This is a genomic window from Bacillus rugosus, from assembly GCF_023238245.1.
In the GTDB taxonomy this organism is placed as follows: domain Bacteria; phylum Bacillota; class Bacilli; order Bacillales; family Bacillaceae; genus Bacillus; species Bacillus rugosus.
Genome location: NZ_CP096590.1, coordinates 1,008,781 through 1,027,072, shown reverse-complemented (window position 1 = coordinate 1,027,072; position 18,292 = coordinate 1,008,781). Strand labels below are relative to the sequence as shown.

19 protein-coding genes and 1 pseudogene are annotated in these 18,292 nt (G+C 41.6%); 4 read left to right on the top strand and 16 right to left on the bottom strand.

The window, feature by feature from the left end; genetic code table 11:
* Positions 1-70: 70 nt before the first annotated feature.
* Positions 71-730 (top strand): spore coat protein, encoded by a 660-nt coding sequence (locus M0696_RS05195; RefSeq protein ID WP_166853813.1) that lies wholly within the window; start codon positions 71-73, stop codon positions 728-730.
* On the opposite strand, the pseudogene M0696_RS05190 reads toward M0696_RS05195, so the two are convergent.
* Both M0696_RS05190 and M0696_RS05185 read right to left on the bottom strand, forming a co-directional pair.
* Positions 656-1,631 (bottom strand): annotated as a pseudogene (locus M0696_RS05190) (gluzincin family metallopeptidase). The gene M0696_RS05195 and the pseudogene M0696_RS05190 sit on opposite strands and share 75 nt — an antisense overlap.
* Positions 1,632-1,750: 119 nt before the next feature.
* Positions 1,751-2,332 carry a YhcN/YlaJ family sporulation lipoprotein gene (locus tag M0696_RS05185; protein WP_248602568.1) on the bottom strand — a complete coding sequence of 194 codons (582 nt, stop codon included), beginning with the start codon at positions 2,330-2,332 and terminating at the stop codon, positions 1,751-1,753.
* 208 nt (positions 2,333-2,540) lie between these two features.
* Between M0696_RS05185 and M0696_RS05180 the strand changes: the two genes are divergently transcribed.
* A complete protein-coding gene (locus M0696_RS05180; protein WP_166854701.1) occupies positions 2,541-2,924 on the top strand; it encodes a hypothetical protein in 384 nt (127 codons plus the stop codon).
* Between the two features lie 41 nt (positions 2,925-2,965).
* On the opposite strand, the gene tcyP is transcribed toward M0696_RS05180, so the two are convergent.
* Positions 2,966-4,357 (bottom strand): L-cystine transporter TcyP, encoded by a 1,392-nt coding sequence (gene tcyP / locus M0696_RS05175; RefSeq protein ID WP_222142484.1) that lies wholly within the window; start codon positions 4,355-4,357, stop codon positions 2,966-2,968.
* 172 nt (positions 4,358-4,529) lie between these two features.
* Here tcyP and dgcK point away from each other — a divergent pair, with 172 nt between their 5' ends.
* Positions 4,530-5,609: a diguanylate cyclase DgcK gene (gene dgcK, locus M0696_RS05170; RefSeq protein WP_222142483.1), complete on the top strand. Its 1,080-nt coding sequence runs from the start codon at positions 4,530-4,532 to the stop codon at positions 5,607-5,609.
* A 2-nt stretch (positions 5,610-5,611) separates the two neighbouring features.
* Here dgcK and M0696_RS05165 read toward each other — a convergent pair whose 3' ends face one another.
* Complete coding sequence (locus tag M0696_RS05165; protein ID WP_222142482.1) at positions 5,612-6,442, bottom strand: MetQ/NlpA family ABC transporter substrate-binding protein; 831 nt, start codon at positions 6,440-6,442, stop codon at positions 5,612-5,614.
* Between the two features lie 436 nt (positions 6,443-6,878).
* Between M0696_RS05165 and cspB the strand changes: the two genes are divergently transcribed.
* The gene (gene cspB, locus M0696_RS05160) at positions 6,879-7,082 is read left to right on the top strand and encodes a cold shock-like protein CspB (RefSeq protein WP_003224086.1); all 204 of its coding nucleotides are present in this window, start codon (positions 6,879-6,881) and stop codon (positions 7,080-7,082) included.
* A 92-nt stretch (positions 7,083-7,174) separates the two neighbouring features.
* Here cspB and M0696_RS05155 read toward each other — a convergent pair whose 3' ends face one another.
* From M0696_RS05155 to prkA, 12 genes are all read right to left on the bottom strand, one after another.
* The gene (locus tag M0696_RS05155; RefSeq protein WP_166853822.1) at positions 7,175-8,116 is read right to left on the bottom strand and encodes an ABC transporter permease; all 942 of its coding nucleotides are present in this window, start codon (positions 8,114-8,116) and stop codon (positions 7,175-7,177) included.
* Positions 8,109-9,026 carry an ABC transporter ATP-binding protein gene (locus M0696_RS05150; protein ID WP_166853823.1) on the bottom strand — a complete coding sequence of 306 codons (918 nt, stop codon included), beginning with the start codon at positions 9,024-9,026 and terminating at the stop codon, positions 8,109-8,111. The genes M0696_RS05155 and M0696_RS05150 overlap by 8 nt, the downstream gene beginning before the upstream one ends.
* A gap of 12 nt (positions 9,027-9,038) precedes the next feature.
* Positions 9,039-9,737 carry an ABC transporter ATP-binding protein gene (locus M0696_RS05145; RefSeq protein ID WP_248602567.1) on the bottom strand — a complete coding sequence of 233 codons (699 nt, stop codon included), beginning with the start codon at positions 9,735-9,737 and terminating at the stop codon, positions 9,039-9,041.
* A 1-nt stretch (position 9,738) separates the two neighbouring features.
* Positions 9,739-10,104 (bottom strand): GntR family transcriptional regulator, encoded by a 366-nt coding sequence (locus M0696_RS05140; protein WP_166853825.1) that lies wholly within the window; start codon positions 10,102-10,104, stop codon positions 9,739-9,741.
* 2 nt (positions 10,105-10,106) lie between these two features.
* Positions 10,107-10,868: a hypothetical protein gene (locus M0696_RS05135; protein WP_166853826.1), complete on the bottom strand. Its 762-nt coding sequence runs from the start codon at positions 10,866-10,868 to the stop codon at positions 10,107-10,109.
* A gap of 165 nt (positions 10,869-11,033) precedes the next feature.
* Positions 11,034-11,408 (bottom strand): hypothetical protein, encoded by a 375-nt coding sequence (locus tag M0696_RS05130; protein ID WP_166853827.1) that lies wholly within the window; start codon positions 11,406-11,408, stop codon positions 11,034-11,036.
* 12 nt (positions 11,409-11,420) lie between these two features.
* Complete coding sequence (locus M0696_RS05125) at positions 11,421-11,951, bottom strand: NAD(P)H-dependent oxidoreductase (protein ID WP_014113147.1); 531 nt, start codon at positions 11,949-11,951, stop codon at positions 11,421-11,423.
* A 21-nt stretch (positions 11,952-11,972) separates the two neighbouring features.
* The gene (locus tag M0696_RS05120; RefSeq protein ID WP_166853829.1) at positions 11,973-13,571 is read right to left on the bottom strand and encodes an MFS transporter; all 1,599 of its coding nucleotides are present in this window, start codon (positions 13,569-13,571) and stop codon (positions 11,973-11,975) included.
* Positions 13,572-13,611: 40 nt separating this feature from the next.
* A complete protein-coding gene (locus M0696_RS05115) occupies positions 13,612-14,277 on the bottom strand; it encodes a biotin/lipoyl-containing protein (protein ID WP_166853830.1) in 666 nt (221 codons plus the stop codon).
* A 35-nt stretch (positions 14,278-14,312) separates the two neighbouring features.
* On the bottom strand, positions 14,313-14,777 hold the full coding sequence (locus M0696_RS05110) for a MarR family transcriptional regulator (protein ID WP_166853831.1): 465 nt from the start codon (positions 14,775-14,777) through the stop codon (positions 14,313-14,315).
* Between the two features lie 159 nt (positions 14,778-14,936).
* Complete coding sequence (gene yhbH / locus M0696_RS05105) at positions 14,937-16,115, bottom strand: sporulation protein YhbH (protein WP_003224054.1); 1,179 nt, start codon at positions 16,113-16,115, stop codon at positions 14,937-14,939.
* A 179-nt stretch (positions 16,116-16,294) separates the two neighbouring features.
* Positions 16,295-18,190, bottom strand: a complete 1,896-nt coding sequence (gene prkA / locus M0696_RS05100) for a serine/threonine protein kinase PrkA (protein ID WP_003224051.1) — start codon at positions 18,188-18,190, stop codon at positions 16,295-16,297.
* Positions 18,191-18,292: the final 102 nt, after the last annotated feature.

The following is an 18,292-nucleotide window of genomic DNA, read 5'->3' as shown; positions in this document are numbered from 1 at the left end:
GGGCTTCTGCATAAAACGCGCCAGACTGACACATAATACAGCTGATCTGAAAAAAAAGGAGGAATTCGGTTTGGATCAGTTAAATCAGCAGCAGCAATCCCAAATGAATAAAGGTATTCCTGGCAAGCCGCATAAAAATCACGGCGGACATGAAATGTTTGATATGCACGAGGTGCTTTCCGGAACACTTACTGTGCTAGATCAGTTTATGATGCTGAGACAATTTTGTAAGGATCAAGAACTATTAAACATCCTTGATCGTCAACATCAATTCATTACGTCTCAATACAACTTAACTGCAGAATGCTTCAAAACAGGAAGCGAACCTTCACAAAAAACAGCAACTTACATGATGAAGGAAGACAACCAGACTGTTTACGGCATGCAGCCGTCACAACCTAAAAAACCTGTTCAATCTATGAATGATATTGATGACAGTATCATCAGCCGACAAATGCTTTGCGCGATTAAAGCACAGGCTTCTATGCTGACGATGGCTTCTCTGGAAATGACAAACCCAGCCGTCAGACGAGTACTGTCTGCGCAAATTCAGCAGTATGTTGAAATGGCTTTTGAAATTTTCCTATACCAAAACAAACACGGCTATTACCAAGTTCCTCAGCTAGATGCGCAAGATATGGAACAATTGAGAAATTCATTTGCTCCGGCACAAGGGCAAATGCCTCCAACTCAAGGCGGTATGGGACAGCAACAGCAAGGACTTCATTAAATAACAAAGGCATTGGATTGATACTATCCAATGCCTCACTGTTTTCTTCAAATGTTTTCTTAAAATCTTTTTCAAATTGATCAAGGCTTTCATTTGTTGCCGATTGAAACCCTTTTTTAAAGTCCCCTTTTTTTGCCGTTTCCTTTATCATTTCTGAAATAATGTCTTTCCCGTATTTGTCCGTCAGCTCATTGATCATATAAAAGCTTTGCAAATAGACATCAGTCTCAAATTCAGCTCGGGCTTTCTGCCAGTCTTGATCTGACTGTAAACGGTCAAAGGGCACAACAGAAAACGTGATCGGATCTATGAGCAATTCATAGTTCGCGATCCACTCGCTTAGCCCTTCATGAAACCATAGCGGAAACTTATCGGGATCTGCTTCAAGCTCCTTCAATTTCTGGTGAAAGGCATGGTGCGTGTATTCATGAATCAACAATCTCTGGTACAAATAAACCGCTACCTCGTCACCTTCTAACAATTTCTTTTTCTCTTCAGGCAACAATCCGATCAACTGCTCCCGCTCAGAATAAAAACCAACGACATCCAATAAACCGGAGTAAGCCTCCATCTGTTTTTCATTAGAAAAAAAAATAATATCAATAGGCTTTTGATTCGAATATCCAATCATAATCTGATTAATACTGACCGCATATTCAAGCGTATCTTTCGTCAATGGCAGTAAGGACTTTTCCTTAGAAGTGTAATAAATATCGGCCTGTTTAAATGACTCTTTCTTCATGTGCTTCGTCACTTGTTCTTTTGTTATACCAGATGCCTGCCCTGGCAAAGACAGTATATACATCGTGCTTGATACGATGGCCGAGCTTACAGCCAGCATCACAAGGACTCCGCACAGGAATAGAGCGGATGCCGCACGCTTTCCTATGCCATCCCGCAAACGTCTCCCTCCCTGAGCCGGTCCGTCTTGTACCTTTTATTTTTACTCTATGCAGCCTGCGTTTGCGGTGTGTCATTAACGCAAAGAAAAAGCCGCACAAATTATGCGGCTTTTTTCATTTATTCAGCTTGCGGGAATATACGCTGTACAGTTTCACTGAATTCATCGAAGAATCCTGCAACCGGATCGCCATTTTGTATCCGCTCGCCATATCCCTGCATTCGGTCTACAAAGTCTGGATTGGCAGAAACATAAACATTATCCATGTTTTTATCAGTGTCTCTTACTTTATCGGAAATTTTCTTTTTCAGATCTTTTCCAACTTCTTTATTTCCATTTGTTAATACAACAGCAACATATGCTTGATTTCCGGCAACGATTACATTTGCATGTTTTACTTCTTTCATATCTGTGATTTTATCAGCAGCATCGTCAGCAACTTCTAATTTGCGGTTATCATTACCGTTGTTGTTGTTGCCGTTATCGTTGACATTGCCAGTTAGATTATTATCGACATTGTCACGATTATTATTGGCATCGTTCATATTTCTTGTGCCATTATTGTTTACCGGGTTGCGGTAATTAACGTTTTCTGGATTTGCATTATCACGTCTGCCCTCACCCTGATTGGCCATACCGCAGCCAGTCATAAGCAAAGGGATAAGCAGCATGGACGCAAGGACTTGTTTTTTTCCAAGCATGTGAATTCCTCCTTTATCACTTTACTTATAGGTTTTTCTAAATGGTTTTAATTATGCATGTCATTCTGAAGGAAATGCTTTCCCGGGAAATAAAACGGTTAATTTGTCTAATGAGAGGGGAAAATATCAATACACTTATAAAGGAGGGATCACGTTGTTCAACCAGCGAAAAGGAATCAGTCCGACAGCCTTAGTTATTGGTTCAACTATGCTTATTGCTGCTTTATCACCACAGATCCGCCAAAGAATCAGCGGTTTTATTACAGGTCAAATGAACAAACAGAATTCTAAAAATAACATGTTTGGTGCTTCTAATGTAGGAAACATGGTCAAACAAGCACTTGGCGGCGGTAATCATCAGGAACGTTCGCAAAATCAAAGCCAACAGCAAAATGGCCGTCAGCATCAACACGCCGGAACGCAGCAAACCCAGCATCAGCATACACAGACTCAAACTAGGCAAACTGAGACAGCAGCGAAAAAAAGACAGCCGCATTATGCTGAACCCATTCAATTTGAACAAAGCGCAATGAATGTGATGGACGACAACACCATGATGGAAATGCTGGAGGACTTAGAACCCGGCCGTTAAAAAAAACGTGTAATCCAAGATGGATTACACGTTTTTATATGTTACGCTTCTTCAGCTTCAATCACTCTGGATTGATCATTAAATACCCCTGGATCAATTTCCTTCGTAACCTTACTCGTAATGAGACCAGATGTCATACTTCCGCTGACATTCAAAGCAGTACGCCCCATGTCAATTAACGGTTCGATTGAAATTAATAAACCGGCGAGCGCTACAGGCATATTTAATGATGATAAAACAAGAAGCGCCGCAAATGTCGCTCCGCCGCCAACTCCGGCAACACCGAAGGAGCTGATGGCAACGACAGCGATAACTGTGATGATAAATACCGGGTCAAACGGATTTTGGCCGATAGTCGGGGCAATCATCATCGCCAGCATCGCAGGATAAATGCCTGCGCAACCATTTTGACCGATTGAAAGACCGAACGAACCGGCAAAGTTTGCGATTCCTTCCGGCACACCCATGCTTCTCTGTGTTTTAATATTCAACGGCAAAGCACCAGCGCTTGACCGTGATGTAAACGCAAATACAAGTACAGGGAGCGCCTTTTTCAAATAAACAATCGGATTCAAGCCGCTGAGCGTCAGCAGCAGCAAATGAATGATAAACATTGTGATTAACGCGGCATACGAAGCAACCACAAACATTCCTAATTTTAGAATGCTGTCAATATCACTCGTGGCAATCGTTTTAGTCATAATGGCCAGCACCCCATAAGGCGTCAGTCTCAAAATGAGGGTGACCACACGCATGACAATGGCATAAACGGCATCAACCATTTTTTTAAATATTTCTGCCTGTTCCGGCTGTTTATGTTTCACGCCTAGGAATGCCATTCCAAGGAAAGCGGCAAAAATAACGACTGCGATTGTTGAAGTCGGTCTAGCTCCCGTAAAATCTAAAAATGGGTTTCCCGGCAGCAGTTCAACAATCTGCTGCGGCAGCGTTTTCGCTGTCATATCCTCTGATTTCTGCTGAAGCTCCTGTCCCCGTGAAAGCTCTGTACTTCCTTGGTCAACCTGAATCGCCTGCAGATCAAATGAAAGTGCGGACGCGATACCGACAGCTGCAGCAACAGCTGTTGTTGCTACTAAAATCCCGATAATCAAACCGCTGATTTTTCCAAGATTTTTTGTCAGCTTCAGCTTTGTAAATGCGCCGAGAATCGAAATAAAGACGAGCGGCATGACAACCATCTGAAGCAATTTGACATATCCGCCCCCGGCAATATTAAACCAATCGGCTGTTTGAATGACTATATTTGAAGTCGGGCCGTATATCAGCTGAAGCGCAAATCCGAATACAATCCCCAGCCCCAGCGCAGTAAATACACGTTTAGAGAAGGAAACATGTTTTTTCTGCATAACAAAAAGCCCAAAGATAAGTAAAAATAAAATAAATACATGTAATACGACTAGTAAAGTCTCCAAAGCAGGTAAACTCTCCCTTCAAATTTTCTTTTTTACTATATTACACTAATTCCGATGGGTCAAGTGTGAATTATTCCAACTGATGATTCAAGGTAAAAAAACCTTATATTATCCCTTTTTTGTCCTTTTCTTTCTCTTCCATCTTTAGTACCTTATATAAGGGTGATAATATTTGCTGAAAGAACTGTTTGTAAACTTGACGATTTTAATCACATTTAATTATCTCTTCACCCACCTGTTTAAAGAAAGGTTAGTACATAAAAAAGACAGCATATCCTTCCAAGCTGTTAAAGGACTGGCCTGCGGTTTGCTCGGGGTTATTCTGATGGTTTTTGGATTTACCTATCACAATTCAATCATTGATCTTCGAAATATCCCTATTATGATCGCCGCTCTTTATGGAGGCTGGGTTTCAACGGCAATGGCCTTGATTATGATTGCCGCAGGCCGCATGCTGATCACGGTCAACACATCTGCAATATACTCGGTTATTACAATTTGTATTGCTGCCATCCCGTCACTCATTGTTTCTAAAAGAAAAAAAATTCAATTTAAACATGCTTTCTATCTTTTAATGATCACAAATAGTCTGATCTCCTTTTCCTTTTATTTTCTTATAGATTTATATTCATATGAACTTTACTTATATTTTTGGATCATCTCAATAGCGGGCGGCATGCTCAGTTTATATATTATTGATCATGAAACAAATGCACATCTTCTTTTTAAACAATATAAGTTTCAGGCGCACTTTGACTTTTTAACGGGCATCTATAACCGAAGAAAGTTTGAAGAAATCACACAAGCTCTGTATCAACAGGCGGCTAATACCCCGCAATTTCAATTCGCACTAATTTATATAGATATTGACCATTTTAAAACCATCAATGATCAATACGGCCATCATGAAGGAGATCAGGTACTGAAAGAGCTGGGTTCACGCCTGAAGCAGAGCATCCGAAATACTGATCCTGCCGCACGGATTGGCGGTGAAGAACTTGCCGTGCTCCTGCCGAACTGTACGCTTGATAAAGCTGCCAAGATCGCGGAAAGGATCAGATGTGCTGTCAGTGACGCACCAATTAAATTAACAAATGGTGAGGAGCTGTCAGTGACAATATCACTAGGGGCTGCTCATTATCCCAATAATACGGAGCATCCAGAGTCTTTGCCGATTCTTGCCGATCAAATGCTGTACAAAGCCAAAGAAATGGGACGAAACAAAGTATGTTTTTCAGAAAAAAAAGAATGAATTCAATGTTCGAATTCATTCTTCCAATCTGAAAGACGTTTCAAAGGCAGAAAAGCCGGTACAAGGTCCCCCTGATACTCTTTTTCTATAAATGCTGCTGTATCATCAGCTTGATAGAGCTCAAGAATGGTTTGCAGTGCTTCCCGATCTTGATCCTCCGCTCTGACAACAATCAAATTCATCTCTTCCTTAGACATCAGTCCGCCGCTCTTTATGGTATGTTTTTTCGGATCAAGTCCCGCTTTTTTTGCTTCAGACGGCCTCATGACAAACACGTCGGCACTGCTGACTGCATCCTGTTGCCTGGCAGCTTTTAATTTCAAGTGTCTCGGATTTTCTTTAATCATATCGACTGAACCTGTCCCGTTAAATCCATTTTTCAACGTTAGCAAACCCGCCTGCTGAAGCACCGTAAGCGCCCTGCCAAAATCGAACGCTTTATCCGGAACAGAAACGACAGCTCCGTGCGGTATATCTTGGATTCGGTCATATCGTTTTGAATAAATGCCCATAGGCGTTATGTATGTTGTACCGAGCGGTGCCAGCTTAAGTTTGTATTTTTGAATGAATGACTGAAAATATGAAATGGTTTGAAAGGCGTTGGCATCAATTTCTTTGTTAGCAAGCGCGATATCAGACTCCGCATAATCAAAAAAAAGTACCAGCTGAATATCCAGCCCTGCTTCTGCAGCTTTTTGAGCAATATAGTTCCATATTGCCTCGTCAGACTCAGCAATTCCGATTTTTAATGTTTCATGTTCTGCTGACGGTGAGCATGCAGTAAATGAAACGAGAAGAACAACAACGAAACTGCATATAAGCCACTTTTTCATTGTGACCATACTCCTATCTATGTATTAGAGCATGCAAGCAATATCAGACATAAAAATCATACGCTCTCTTAGTTGATAAACGTTGTCATTTGTAATATTGATTAACTTTTACCTTACTCATATCCAATAAGGTTGTCAATTCCTATACATTGTCTTCTCGAAAAGAAGGAATATCTAAGGCAAACGTATGATCACATATCGAGAAAACAGATGAATTTCCGTAAATAAATATCAAATTGAAAAATAAATATGGTATTTTCCGAAAAAAATTTCATTTAGCAGTTGTTTTTTCCGAAGATTACTGGTAGAGTAAAGGTAATTATTTTTGTTCGAACTATCTTTAAGAAGAAAGTTTTGTAAGAGTTTTCGTCTTGAAAGTTTGTTAAGAGCAAGAATAGTGAATTTAAGCGTTATGATCGCTTTAGGAGGAAATTTCATGTTAGAAGGTAAAGTAAAATGGTTCAACTCTGAAAAAGGTTTCGGATTCATCGAAGTAGAAGGTCAAGACGATGTATTCGTTCATTTCTCTGCTATTCAAGGCGAAGGCTTCAAAACTTTAGAAGAAGGCCAAGCTGTTTCTTTTGAAATCGTTGAAGGAAACCGCGGACCACAAGCTGCTAACGTTACTAAAGAAGCGTAAGCATAAATTGATATGAAAAACTGCAGGTGCAAACCTGCAGTTTTTATTTCGATAAAAAAGCTGTTTTGCTTAAGCAAAACAGCTTTTTTTCATCAGTTCGCAATATCCCGTTTCATGAAGATTCCGAAAGCAAGCAGCAGGAAGACAACAAAATAAACTGCCAGCATGACAACGGAGAAAGTCATGGTCATCCCTTCCACTAACGGTGTCCCCTCTACATATTGCAGCAAATTCACATTGGCAAATAAAATATACTTGGCCCATTCAAATTTCGCTGCAATAAATGCAGTGGCTGTAGTGCCGGCTACCAACAAAAAGATGGAAAATCCTACTGCAAGAGAGCTGTTTCTAAATACAGCGGACAGCATAAATGCCATCGTCGCCACCATTAAAGCCGCGACGGATTCAGAAAGATACGTTGAAGCCAAATGTCCCATCATGTTTTGCTCAATGACATGGCCATCCTTATAGATTAAATGAATATTCGCGGCAGTGTCACCGCCTGTCCCGAAAAAGATCAGCCCCAGCAAAGTAGAACCCATAAATAAAACAAACAGTAATAAGAAACCAAACACGAGAACTGTAATATATTTGGAGAGCAAAATCTGAAAACGGCTAAGCGGCCGGATCATTAATAGCTTAATGGTTCCCCAATTAAATTCGTTCGCGACAATTCCGGCTGCGATAATAATGGTAAACAGTCCGGTAAGGATTGTAAAACCAGCTGAATCGGTTACATAAGACCACACAGTATAGCCTGTGTCACCGGGGATGTTATGCTCTATCCGATAGTTGTTAAGGGTGATTGTTTCTTCATATTCACCTTTCAGTGAAGGATTTTCTTTGATTTCTTTCTTCAGTACGGCGTTTTCCGCTTGGAGTTCTTGTTTCCAATGGGGATTTGAATCACCAGCAGAAAAATGATTCGCCAGAAATGCATATCCAACCATTGTTAATCCCAGAATCCCGATCATCACCCATGTTCCGGCACGGCTGAAAATTTTGATCCATTCATTGTAAATCAAATTAAACATGTTGAACCTCCTCTTTTGCTTCACCTGTCATTTCTAAGAAACGGTCCTCTAATGATTTTGTCATTACTTTGACTTCATAAATGCGGATTTGCTGCATCACCAGCAATTCAATGGCCGCAGGGACTTCTCCTTTAGCCAGTTTGACTTCTACACCATTTGTCTTCTTCACCAAATTGTACTCCTTCAAAACAGAAGCGGCTTCATTCGGCTGCTCAACTTGAAAGAAATATGTATCGTTCTCATCAGTGATTTCATCTCTCACATTTTGAATATCAATAAGCTTTCCTTTTTGCAAAATCGCAATTCGATCACACATTAGCTCCATTTCTGACAACAGGTGGCTTGAAACGATGACAGCCATTCCTTTTTCCCGTGTCAGCTTCTTTAGATGATCCCTGATTTCCCTGATCCCTGCCGGATCAAGGCCGTTTGTCGGTTCATCCAAAATCAGCACTTTCGGATCATGAAGAAGACATTGTGCCAAGCCAAGACGCTGTCTCATCCCAAGAGAATACGTTTTCACCTTGTCATGGATTCTGTCTGTTAAACCGACCAGTTCTACGACTTCATCTATTTTTTCCTTTGTGACGCCCTTGACCATTCTTGCGTATTGCTGGAGATTTTTATATCCGCTCAAAAATTTATACAGCTCTGGATTCTCTACTATAGCCCCAATATGTTTAATCGCCTTGGCATAATCTTTCGTAATTGATTGGCCGCAAATAAGCACATCACCTTTTGACAGCTTCATTAACCCCACCATCATCCGAATGGTTGTCGTTTTCCCTGCGCCGTTCGGTCCCAAAAAACCGAATACTTCGCCTTCACGAATCGAAAAACTCAGATGATCAATGATCGTTCGGCCTCTGATGTTCTTTGTTACATTTTTCAATTCCAAAACTGTTTTCATCGAATTCCTCCTCTAGCAAACTTCCATTTTTGATTTAAACCATTGCAATACAGACATGCCTTCCTGCTCACGAATATCCTCTACATCACGCTGCGCAACTTTTTCGCCATTTGCCAGTATGATTACTTCGTCTAGCAAAGTTTCAATTTCATCAATCTCATGCGTTGCGATCACGACAATCTGCTGCTCAAAGTCAATGTATGACACCAGACTGTTTACGATGGAGTCCCTGACCATCGGATCAAGCCCTGAAAAAGGTTCATCAAGCAAGGTGACAGATGCCCGTCTTGCTAAAGCAAGGACGATTTTCAGCCTTCCCCGATTTCCCTTTGATAGCTTTTTGATCTTTTTTTCCGGGTCAAGCTGCATCTCATTCAACAGCTTATAAGCTTGTTCTGTTTGAAAATCGGGAAATTGGGACTCATAAAAATTCACCATATCCTTTACAGTAAAATGCGGATAAAACATGTCAAGCTCTGTAAGATAAGCCGTTTGACGCACCATATCTCTCATAACCGGCTTTTCGTCCGCTTTCACGAATCCTGAAGTCGGAAAGAGAAGGCCAGCCATCATTTTTAAGATCGTTGACTTGCCGCTGCCATTAGGTCCGATCAGTCCATAAATCCGCCCGGATGATAAGGTGATCGACACATCATTGACGGCAATATGGCGGCCGTATTTTTTTGATACGTGTTCTAAGTTGATTTCCATTTTAGCCCCCCTCAGTGAATGTTTTAATCCTTTCTACCATTTCCTCTTTCGTTAGCCCTAGCTCTGTCATTTGTTTCACAAAGCCTTCCAGGACTTCACGTGTCAGCCTGTCCTTCAGCTCATCTACGATTTCTGCTTTCTCTGCAATAAATGTGCCTTGACCTCTTCTTGTCTCCACAATACCCAGCCTTTCCATCTCACTGTATGTTCTTTGAATTGTATTGGGATTTACCTTGGTTTGAATCGCCATTTCTCTAACAGAAGGAAGCTTGTCTCCTGGGAGCAGCTCCTTCCTGACCAGCCGATAAAAGACCTGATCTGCGATCTGCAGATAAATCGGTTTCGAGGATTGAAAGTGATTGTCCATATTCACACCTCTACTTTACGATCAAGCAGTTTTGAAGCCATGATGAGCAGCAAGATCGTGATGATTACAGCAATAGGAAACCCGAGAACAGACAGATGTATCGGTTTTAATTCCAATCTCCAAACGTCGCGGAAGTGAAAATCAAAATTACAATAGACTGTTACAGGCCAGAAATGCTTTTGAGATTCAACCAAAGGGCTTATGATGTATTCATCGAAGTAGAACCACACTGCGACCAACAGCCCCATCGCAGCCCATCGCATTCCGCGCCAATTCCTGAGAGAGTGAAAAACAGTCCAAAACACAATGACTGTTACTGACATATCTAACGAGGAAATAAGCCCGTACATATTCAGCAAAACCACTGTACTTGTTATATCAGTCTGATGCTCAAGGAGATTTTTTACAGTGAACATATGATACATCCAAATACCATAAGCCGTTAATGCCAATTGAATCAGAGATTGATAGAGCAAAGATGCTGCCAATTTAGAAGAAAACAGCCAGAAACCGCCATTTGAATTGTACAGCCAAAGCTGTGATTTCCCTTCTTTGCGAAGATGATAAAACACAAAAACAGGAGATAGGAAAAGCACAAAAAAAGCAACAGCAACAAAGAAACCAAACATGACAAGAGGTTCTTTTGTGCGAGAAGCTATGATATGACCTGTCACTAATAAGAAAATGATTCCGCATATCCATACGAGCAGCCACATTCTTGAAAGCTTTATATCTTTTTTTAACAAACCTAAAAAAGAATCCATGTCTTTACCTCCCGGAAGTCTCTTCGGTGTATGAGTAACATAGTACACTAGATCAAATCCAATTACAACATATTCCATGGATGTAATTGATAAAAAAACATACTTCATACATATAAACAGCAAAAAAGGCAAATCCGACATAAGTAAACGGATTTGCCTTTTTGATTACTTTTTCTTATTTTTCATGGAGAGCAGCGCATCACGATAGCTGCGGTCCTGCATTTTGTCACTTTCTTCAGTGACCTCTTCTTCTGTCTGATCTTCATCAGAATGCTTAAACTTTTGCAGCGCCTGCCTGTAAATATCATCACCCATTGTCTCACGTTTCTCTTTTGGAGAATCGCTTTTTACAACGGATGGCGTATGCTCAGCAGCCCTTGCTTCAGCAGGGTAATGCGCTTCGTTTTTTTCCTCTTCTGGAGGGGCGATTCTATCGGTTGCTTCTTGCTTCTCGGGTCCAGGTGAGGCGTTGCGGACGTTAAATGTAATAAGGGCCGCAATGACAATGACAGCAGCAATAATTGCTATAATAATGGCCATTTCAACCTCTCCTTACTGTCCTGCTGTTAGGTTTCCTGTGACTTGGCTGACGCGTCTTCCTAAGGCGCGGCCAAGCTGAATACCTTCCTCAGACATTAACTCATCACTGTCAACCGGACAAGTGACGCCTGCTCCGTAATAAGAGCCGTACAGTGCGTTTTCAGGCACGTTGCCAGGCAGACCGACAACGATCATGCCTTGGTGGAACATCGGCGTGATCAAGTTGTGCATTGTCATTTCCAAGCCGCCGTGTGTTGTTGCCGTTGTGCAGAAAACAGCGCCGACTTTGTTGATCAGCTCGCCTTCAGCCCACAAGTAGCCAAGTCTGTCGATCCAAGCTTTAAGACCGGAGCTGATGGTCCCGAAATGCCCCGGGCATCCCCAAATAATCGCATCCATATCTTTCAGCTTGCGGATATCTGCTTGATCGACATGGTCGATTAATACCTCAGCCGCCTCGTTTTCTCTCGCGCCTTCAGCAATCGCTTCTGCAAGAACCTTTGTATGTTCACCTTCACTGTCATACACTACATAAATTTTCATTCAGGAAACCCCCTGTACAGATTAAGATTCCTTAGCTTCTTTTGGAGCAGGAAGCAATGAAAGCTCCTCTTTTTTCTTCTTACGCAATTTATCTTTTCTGACGTCACGCAGGAAGATACTTAAAATCAAACCTGCTACACAGAATAAGGTTGCCCACATAAAGGCATCATTTATCCCCATGACATTGGAATCAAGGGACGCGTGTTTATAAATATGTGTGTAAACATATGTTTTTGCCGTATCATAAGACACATTCATGTTCACCATTAAATTCGAAACTGCATTTTGGAACGCATGAAGGAAGTTCGGGTCCGCCGTGCTTGTTTTATCTGCAATTTGTGAATAATGGAATGTCGTCCGGTTTGTATAAATCGTCGTAATTAAACTTGTTCCGATTGATCCGCTGATTTGGCGAAGCGTGTTGCTCATCGCCGTTCCGTGACTGTTCAGACGGGCTGGAAGCTGGTTCATCCCGGCTGTCATGACTGGCATCATTAAGAGAGACATACCAAATGCACGAATTGAATAGATCAGCATGATGTGCGTATATGGTGTATCAATTGTTAATTGCGTGTATTGATATGTTGTTACCACTGTCACGAGAAGCCCGATAATCGCAAGCGGTCTCGGACCGAATTTATCAAACAAAATACCTGAGATCGGTGACATAATCAGCATGACGATCGCACCTGGAAGCAGAAGCAGACCGGATTGAAGCGCCGTAAAGCCGACCAGATTTTGCAGATAGATCGGTAACAGGAACATACCCGTGTAAAGTGCCACTGTAATAATGATATTGATTACACTTGAGAGTGAGAAAATGTCATATTTAAACACCCTGAAATCAAGCATCGGATCATCATGACGCAATTGCTGAACAACGAAAGCAACAATTGCAATGGCTCCGATAATAACTGTAGACAGTACAATCGGGTCGGTCCAGCCATCAGATCCGGCTTCACTGACTCCGTATAATAAGGATGCGAATCCGACAATCGAGAGGATCGCTCCAAGTGTGTCGAGTTTGATTTTTTGCGGCTCCACCATATTTTTAAAGATGAAGAAAGCCACAATAATAACAATTGCGCCGACCGGCACAAGTCCGTAAAACATAATGCGCCATGTATAATGCTCAATAATCCATCCGGAAAGAGTCGGGCCGACCGCTGGAGCAAACATCATCGCAAGCCCGAAAATCCCCATTCCTTTCCCCCTGCTTTCAGGCGGGAAGATTAACAGAATGGTTGTCATAACGAGCGGCTGCAAGATACCTCCGCCCACGGCCTGAATCAAACGTCCGATCAGCATTGTAGAGAAGTTCGGCGCGATACCGCAGACTAACGTTCCAAGCGTGAAACAGAACATCGCGACGAGAAAGAGACTCCGTTGGCCGAATCGTGTAATCAGGAAGGCAGATAACGGAATCAATACGCCGTTAACAAGCATGTAACCTGTTGTCAGCCACTGAATCGTCGTTGCACTTACACCAAATTCAGTCATTAAGTGCGGCATTGCAACGTTAAGAAGTGTTTGGTTTAGAATTGCCAAAAATAAACCCGCCATTAGCACAATCAGCAATGACATTGGGCTTTTTGCATTATTTTCTTTGCCTGTAGCCATCTAAGACAACCTCCTTTCATGGTTTGATGACTGATCTGTTTTACTCAGAAATCTTAACAGATGCATTCATACCAGGAAGCACCTTATCAGATGGGTTTTTGATTGAAATTTTAACAGGAATTTTTTGCGTTACTTTTGTGTAGTTTCCGCTAGAATTTGTAGATGGCAGCATATCAAAAGTTGAGTTAGTCGCATAGCCAATTTCTTCTACAGTACCATCAAATGTTGTATCAGGGTCTCCGTCAACTACTACGTCTACACTATTTCCTACTTCAATATCCGCAATATCTGTTTCTTTAATATTTGCAGTGATGTATAGGTTATCCATGTCAATGGTTTGCGCAATTGTTGTACCAGCTTGTACGGTTTGTCCGTTTTTCACTTCGTTTTTCACAATTGTTCCATCCATTATGGATTTTACGTCAACAGTTTGTTCACCTTTGATTTTTGCAACTGTGTCGCCTTTTTTCACTTTTTTTCCTTCTTCAAGATCCCAGTCGGATACTTTACCTGCTGCTGGAGCTGTAATAGCAGCCATATCGCCGGCTACTTTTGCTTCATCAGTTTTTACATAGTTTGTGCTTTGATAATAGTAGTAAGCACCTCCGCCTATAATTGCAAGAACAACAATCAAACCGATAATGTTGGTCAGAATTAAACGTCCTCTGTTCATTTTGTTTTCTCCTTTCGTTTCATCCTCTATCATTTTGTGGAAAACTGGTGAAAATATGTGAGAAGTTTTTAATTACCGCTTTTTTCTGAACAGCCTTCAGCAAGCTTCGTTAGGCTTCCGGCAAGCTTGCGCAAATATTGAAACTGAGATGTGTCGAGCTTCTGATAAAGGCCCGCACCCATTTTTGCATACTGTACAGCGGCTTTTTCTATCAGTTCTTCCCCCTCTTCGGTTAACTGAATCATGACGATACGGCGGTCATCCGGACTGTCATATCGATTCATCAATTGGCGCTTATACAGAATATCTGTCATCCGAGTCACAGAAGCAGGCTTAAGATCAAGCGACATTGCCAGCTTACTTAACGGAGTGCTTCCGCTTTGATGAATTTTAAACATCAGCAAATATTGAAGGACTGTAATATCATAAGGCTCAAGCACAATCTCCAATATCTTCTTCTGCTTTTTATAGATAGCCCGAGACGTATCGAAGAGCTGTTCAAAAGTGAGCAAAGCACGTTCTGATTCAGTCAACTCCTTTTCACCTCATTCCTCAATAATAGTTCACAAGATAAAATATTAATAAATGAAAGAAGATTTGTCAAAGGAAAAACTTCTTTTTTGTCCGTATTTTTTTCGCAACCGTTTTCTTACTATTATTAAATAAAAAAAAGCCCTGAGATGGGCTTTTTTTTACGAAAATTGATGGCTTACGCCAGACTCTTCATTTCTGAAAAAGTTCTTCAGCGCCTGAAAAACATCAGATTTCTGTTTTAAAATATAGTACTTAAATTTCTCGTCTTTCACATTTTTGTATGCAGACATTAACGTTGAATGCCTGTTGTACTGATTGACCTCACCGTAGCAGAAAAGATTTGCTTTCTTCATAATATCATTAACCAGTTTCACACAACGCGCATTGTCAGATGTCAGGTTGTCACCATCAGAAAAATGAAACGGGTAAATGTTATAGCGGGCGGGATTGTACTTTTCGTCAATAAGCTCAAGCGACTTCCGATATACGGAAGAACAGATTGTTCCGCCGCTTTCTCCTTTTGAAAAGAAGTCCTCCTCCGACACGACTCTTGCTTCTGTATGATGGGCAATAAATTCAATTTCCACAGTCTCATATTTCGTCCGCAAAAAACGGGTCATCCAGAAAAAGAAGCTTCTGGCCATGTATTTTTCCCAAACACCCATACTGCCGCTTGTATCCATCATTGCTAATACGACGGCTTTTGATTCGGGCTTTGTTATGTCATTCCACGTCTTATACTTCAGGTCCTCCGGGTAGATCGGATAGAAAGACGGCTTCCCTGACATCGCGTTTCGTTTAAAAGCTGACATCATTGTTCTTTTCTTATCAATATTACCGGTTAACCCTGTTTTACGGATATCATTAAATTCAATATCTGTATGAATGATATTGTCCCGCTCTTTTTGCTGGAGATTCGGAAGTTCTAATTCTTTAAAAAGCGCTTCTTCTAAATCCATTAATGAAACTTCTGCTTCATAATAATCTTCGCCTGCCTGATCACCGGCGCCCTGCCCTTTTCCAGGTCCCTGTTTTTTGTCTGATCCATCCCGGGCTACAACATCTCCAACCTGGCTGTCGCCTTCTCCTTGCCCTACGTGTTTATTTTTATCATAGTTATAACGGATTTTATACTCATCCAGTGAACGGATTGGGATCTTCACTACATCTTTTCCATTAGACATAATAATGCTTTCCTCAGTTACGAGGTCCGGAAGATTGTTTTTGATCGCTTCCTGCACTTTTTTCTGGTGGCGCTGCTGGTCATCGAAGCCTTTGCGATGGAGGGACCAGTTTTCCTCAGAAATCAAAAAATGGCCGCTGTCATTTTGGGACATGAATTCCCCTCCTTAACCATTTGTGGTCGTTATACATACGTATTCCGGCTTGTGCCAGATTATGAAACAAGTCTTTCGAAAAGATTTATATTCATCATATGCACAAAAGTACGGTTAATTGACAAACTATTTAGAAAATGGGACAAAATAACCCGCCCTATTCGGACGGGTCACGTTGCTTATCGGTTCAGCAGGCTGCCTACATATTTCAGCAGCTCATTGGCGCTCGTCGAGTTGTAGCCGTGCTCATCAATTAAACGGGCCACGACTTCATTTACCTTTTTCAGCTGCTGCTCATCCGGCGTTTTTGTTGAAGTCGTAATTTTAACGACATCCTTCAGATCAGCAAACAACTTTTTCTGAATGGCTTCACGCAGTCTTTCATGTGAATTATAATCAAACCGTTTACCTTTTCTCGCATAGGCCGAGATGCGGATTAAGATTTCTTCGCGGAACGCTTTTTTGGCGTTTTCCGAAATGCCGATCTGCTCTTCGATTGATCGCATCAGCTTTTCGTCAGGGTTCATTTCTTCTCCTGTCAAAGGATCACGAAGCTTGTTTTTATTGCAATAGGCCTCTACGTTATCGAGGTAATTGTCCATAAGTGTTTTAGCTGATTCTTCATATGAATACACAAACGCTTTTTGAACTTCCTTTTTCGCAATGTCATCATATTCCTTGCGGGCGGCAGAAATAAAATTCAAATACCGCTCCCTGTCCTCGCTTGAAATAGAAGGATGCTGATCTAGACCCTCTTTTAAAGAGCGAAGAACATCAAGTGAATTAATCGATTCCATATTTTTTCTGATAATCGTTGAAGAAATCCGGTTGATCACGTACCGCGGATCAATGCCGCTCATGCCTTCATCATTATATTCCTTTTTCATATCCTCAACGTCGACAGAATTATAACCTTCCACACTTTCTCCATCATACAATCTCATTTTCTTGACCAGATCAATATCCGACCGCTTCGGTTCTTTTAATCGGGTAAGAATCGAGAACATCGCAGCGACCTTCAACGTATGGGGGGCAATGTGAACATCCGACACATCGCTCTCCGCGATCATTTTTTCATATATTCTCTCTTCCTCAGACACTTTTAAATTATAAGGGACCGGCATCACAATAATTCTCGAGTGCAGGGCTTCATTCTTCTTATTAGAAATAAATGAGCGATACTCCGTTTCATTCGTGTGAGCCACGATCAGCTCATCAGCAGAAATTAACGCAAACCGCCCCGCTTTAAAATTCCCTTCCTGTGTCAATGAAAGCAAATGCCAGAGAAATTTCTCATCACACTTCAGCATCTCCTGAAACTCCATCATCCCGCGGTTCGCTTTATTCAACTCTCCGTCAAACCGGTATGCGCGCGGATCTGATTCTGAACCGTATTCAGCAATTGTTGAGAAATCAATACTCCCTGTCAAATCGGCAATATCCTGAGATTTCGGATCAGACGGGCTGAATGTTCCAATTCCCGTACGCTTATCTTCGGAAAAGAAGATGCGCTCAACCTTCACATCCTCAATTCTTCCTCCGTACTCTTCCTCCAGCCTCATGACATTTAAAGGAGAAAGACTTCCTTCTATTCTAATGCCGTATTCTCTGTAAAAGTCATCACGCAAATGATGGGGAATTAAATGTAGAGGGTCCTCGTGCATCGGGCAGCCTTTAATCGCGTATACAGCTCCATTATCCGTCAGGGTGTACGCTTCGAGACCTTTTTTTAGCATCGTAACCAGCGTGGATTTACCTCCGCTTACTGGTCCCATAAGCAATAGAATCCGCTTTCTGACGTCAAGACGTTTCGCGGCCGGATGAAAATACTCTTCCACAAGACGCTCCAAAGATTCCTCAAGCCCGAACAGCTCCCGGTCAAAAAAGCTGTACTTCTTACGTCCGTCAATCTCCTCTATCCCGCTGTCTTTTATCATATTAAAAACACGAGAATGAGCAGATTGCGCGACCATTGGATTTTCTTTAATAATCTCCAAATAATCGGCGAATGTTCCTTCCCATTTCAGCCGCTGCTCTTCCTCTCTGTACTGTTCAATTTTCTTTAATATATCCATAAGGACCTCCTCCATCATGTTTGATGCGCTATGCAAATAAGGTACTTTGATACAATCTATGCCGCCATCCCGTGATACATGCTTTGCTTTCTTAAAAATAAA